Genomic DNA, 3698 nt, shown 5'->3' with positions numbered 1-3698 from the left:
GTCCCGACGCCGTCGCAAAGCGCCGTCGGCTGCGTCGTCGCACCGCCCGCGAAAACATCGCCGACCTCGTCGACGCCGACAGTTTCGTCGAATACGGGGGATTGGCAGTCGCCGCGCAGAGCCGCCGCCGCAGCGCCGAGGACCTCATTGCGAACACCCCAGCGGACGGGCTGGTCGCCGGAGTGGCGACCATCAACGCCGACCGATTCGGCCCGCAGCGCACCCGAGCCGTCGTGATGTCCTACGACTACACCGTGCTCGCAGGCACTCAAGGTATGCGCAATCACACCAAGACCGACCGGATGCTCGGACTCGCCCACGAGCGCTCGCTGCCGGTCGTGTTCTTCACCGAAGGTGGGGGAGGACGGCCGGGTGACACCGATCACCCGGGCGTCTCCGGCCTCGATGTCACCACCTTCCGCGCGATGGGCGCGTTGTCGGGCCGAGTCCCGTTGATCGGCATCGTGTCCGGTCGATGCTTTGCCGGTAATGCGGCATTGCTGGGGATGTGTGATGTCGTCATCGCTACCCCGGATGCGAACATCGGCATGGGCGGCCCGGCCATGATCGAGGGCGGCGGTCTCGGCGTCTACAAACCAGAGGACATCGGGCCCATCGACGTGCAGCGCCGCAACGGGGTCGTGCACGTCGTCGCGGCGGATGAGGCCGAGGCGGTATCGATCGCACGAAACTATCTGGCGTATTTCCAGGGGCCAACCGACGAATGGGAGGCGCCCGATCCCCGCCTCTCGCGTCACGTCGTTCCCGAGGACAGGCTGCGCGCCTTCGACATTCGCACGGCCATCGAGGCGATCGCCGATATCGGCTCGGTCCTCGAGCTGCGCCGGGACTGGGGCGTCGGCATCGTGACCGCCCTGGTCCGCGTGGAAGGCAGGCCCGTCGGGCTGATCGCCAACGACTGCCATCATCTCGGCGGCGCCATCGACGCACCCGCCGCCGATAAGCTCAGCGCGTTCCTCCGGCTCTGCGGCACCCACGCGCTCCCGGTCGTCTCCCTCTGCGACACACCAGGTTTCATGGTCGGCCCCGATATCGAGAAGGAAGGGGTGGTCACGCGTTTCGCCAGGTTGTTCATCGATGCGGCCGCCCTCACCGTGCCCTTCGGCACGATCATTCTGCGTAAGGCGTACGGGCTCGGCGCGCAAGCGATGGCGGCAGGCTCATTCCGCGCCCCACGGTTCGTGATCGCGTGGCCGACAGGAGAAATCGGTGGCATGGGTTTAGAGGGGGCGGTGCGGCTCGGATTCGCCAAGGAACTCGCCGCGATCGAGCATCCCGACCAGCGCCGCGAAGCCTTCGACAACCTGGTCGAACTCGCCTACGCCAACGGCAAGGCACTCAACGCCGCCACCCTGCTCGAGATCGACGACGTCATCGATCCCGCCGATACGCGCCGCTGGATCAGCACACTCTGAACCGCCGACTTGACCCCGACGTTACGTAAGGCTCGACCATGACGTCATGACAGACACCTTCTCCGCTTTCGACATCAGCCCCGTTCCGATTCCCGGGCCCGACGCCGTGGCACCGGAGCCGTACCGTGGCATCTACGCGATGCCGATGTACGTCACCGTGCCGACGCCGGATCCGGCGGCATCGGTGGACTTCTGGGTCCGCGGCCTCGGATTCATCGACTTCTTCACCACTCCAGGACAGGTCACCCACCTGCGCCGGTGGGCCTTCCAGGACGTACTGCTCGTGCCGGGCTCACGGCCGGCCGATGCGCCGATGATGACGGTCGGCTTTTCGTGCGTGCTGAACCAGATCGACCAGATCGCCGCGGCATGTGCGGCGCTCGTCCCCGGATCGACCACCGGACCGCGGCAGATGCCGTGGAACACGGTCGAGTTGGAGGTCCGGACGCCGGAGAATCTCCGGGTCATCATGACAGCGGCGCGACCCTATGACCCGGACAGTGCTGAGGCCGCCTACCTGCGCGCGCAGGGAATCACTCCGCCCGAGAAGTGATCGAGTGTGAATGTCAGACTGGCCGGTGTGCCGAATCGAGTCGCTCACGAATCTGAGGACGGTGTCACCGTCGGTGCGGCCGCCGCGCGGGTGGGCGTGACGATCCGCACGTTGCACCACTGGGAATCCGTCGGCCTGGTGAGCCCCACGGAACGCACCGACGCCGGATACCGGCTCTACACCGCAGTCGACCTCGCCCGCATCCACCGGGTGCTCATCTACCGGGAGCTGGGCGTACCGCTCAACGAGATCGGTGACCTGCTGGACGCACCGTCGGCCGACGCGGCTGCGTCGCTGCGCAGGCAACGCGATCGACTGCGCGAACGTGTCGCCCACCTGGAACGGGTGGGTGCGGCGCTCGACCGCATGATCGAAGCCAGACAGTCCGGCATCTTGCTACCGGCCGAAGAACAAGTGGCGATCTTCGGTAGCCAGTGGCAGCCGGACTGGGTCGCGCAGGCTCATGAGCGTTGGGGCGACACCGCCGAATGGGCGCAATACGCCGAGCGGGCCGCCGACCGCACCCCCGAACAGTGGCAGCGGATCGCTGACACGGTTGACGCTCTCCACGCCGATCTGGCCGCGGCTTTCCGCCGGGGCGTAGCGCCCGGCAGTTGCGAGGCAGATGCGCTGGCAGAGCGTCATCGGGCGTCGATCGGTGCCTACTTCGACTGCACCCACGCGATGCAGGTGTGCCTGGGCCGCCGGTATGTCTCCGACGCCGAGTACATCGCCTTCTACGACGGTCTCGAGCCAGGGCTGACCATCTGGCTGAACGACATCATCGCCGAAAATGCACGGGCCAACGGTGTCGACCCTGACACCGCGACCTGGGCTTGATCCGCGCCGCTCCGGACCGGTCAGGCGGTTTGGCGAACCTTCCCGCTCGCGGCTGTCGGGCTCACACCAGGCGTCCGATCGACCGACGCCCGTTTTGTCCAGGTTTCGAGCATCGGTAGGGTCCGAGGTGCATCGATATGGAGGATGACATGGAGGCGAAGCAGCCGGCGGCGACACAGACGCCGTGGCTCGACCTGGAGCAGGTCGTGGATCGCGCGATGTCGCGGCAGATCGTGCAGGCCTTCCTCCGGTCGGTGATCGGCTGGCCCGTCCTGGCGGCCCTCGTCGTTATCTGGCTCGGGATCTGGCTGGTCATTGCCCCGGTGGGCGGGCTGTATCTGCCGGTCTTCCTGTCGGTGCTGATGACGTTCATGGCGGTCGCGCTGCCATTGGGGCCCGCGCTGCGGAATACGACGCTGCGTGCCGCGACGGGCGTCACCTACCTGGCTCGATACTTCGAGGGCTACTACGCCACGGGCACCGAGACCGAGATGGACATTCGCCGATTCGACGAGATCGAATCCGTCGACGTACGCGATGCGGTTGTCGTGGTTCGCTACACCGATCATCGGCGCGAGATCCTGCCGCGCGAGCTGGTAACGGATGCGGCGCTCGCCATCCTGCGCACTGGCGCACCTGCCTGACACGAGATCAGCCACGCTGCGGGCACGCGAGATCGTCGGCCCGAGCCGAAACCATGGGATGTCGCTGCTGCCGAGCCTCGCATGCGTGCGATCGTGGTCGTCTCGGCCGAGGCCGGTACCGCGAACTGGCGCCGTGCCCGATCTCCGCCGGTTCCACCGGCCGAGACGAGTATCGCGCGACCCTCGTGGCCGAACGGCGGTGACCGAGCCCGCACCCCCGCACCG

The 3698-nt window shown here is 67.2% G+C and carries 4 protein-coding genes; all 4 read left to right on the top strand.

Annotated elements, in window-relative coordinates; all coding sequences use genetic code 11:
- The coding region (locus tag GV792_RS28725) for an acyl-CoA carboxylase subunit beta (RefSeq protein ID WP_306044046.1) at window positions 1-1436 on the top strand (1436 nt) is incomplete at its 5' end.
- 46 nt (window positions 1437-1482) lie between these two features.
- Complete coding sequence (locus GV792_RS28720) at window positions 1483-1989, top strand: VOC family protein (protein WP_163828135.1); 507 nt, start codon at window positions 1483-1485, stop codon at window positions 1987-1989.
- Window positions 1990-2016: 27 nt separating this feature from the next.
- Window positions 2017-2829, top strand: coding sequence for a MerR family transcriptional regulator (locus GV792_RS28715; RefSeq protein WP_309139165.1), 813 nt, complete (start codon window positions 2017-2019; stop codon window positions 2827-2829).
- A 149-nt stretch (window positions 2830-2978) separates the two neighbouring features.
- Window positions 2979-3473, top strand: coding sequence for a hypothetical protein (locus tag GV792_RS28710; RefSeq protein ID WP_163828133.1), 495 nt, complete (start codon window positions 2979-2981; stop codon window positions 3471-3473).
- Window positions 3474-3698: the final 225 nt, after the last annotated feature.

Source organism: Nocardia cyriacigeorgica (genome assembly GCF_010868145.1).
GTDB classification, from domain to species: domain Bacteria; phylum Actinomycetota; class Actinomycetes; order Mycobacteriales; family Mycobacteriaceae; genus Nocardia; species Nocardia cyriacigeorgica_D.
Note: the sequence above shows the minus strand (reverse complement) of the source record. Positions and strands in the feature narration are given on the sequence as shown.

Coding starts and splice junctions, on each gene's coding strand:
- GV792_RS28720 (WP_163828135.1), top strand. CDS start 1,483: ATGACAGACACCTTCTCCGCTTTCGACATCAGCCCCGTTCCGATTCCC.
- GV792_RS28710 (WP_163828133.1), top strand. CDS start 2,979: ATGGAGGCGAAGCAGCCGGCGGCGACACAGACGCCGTGGCTCGACCTG.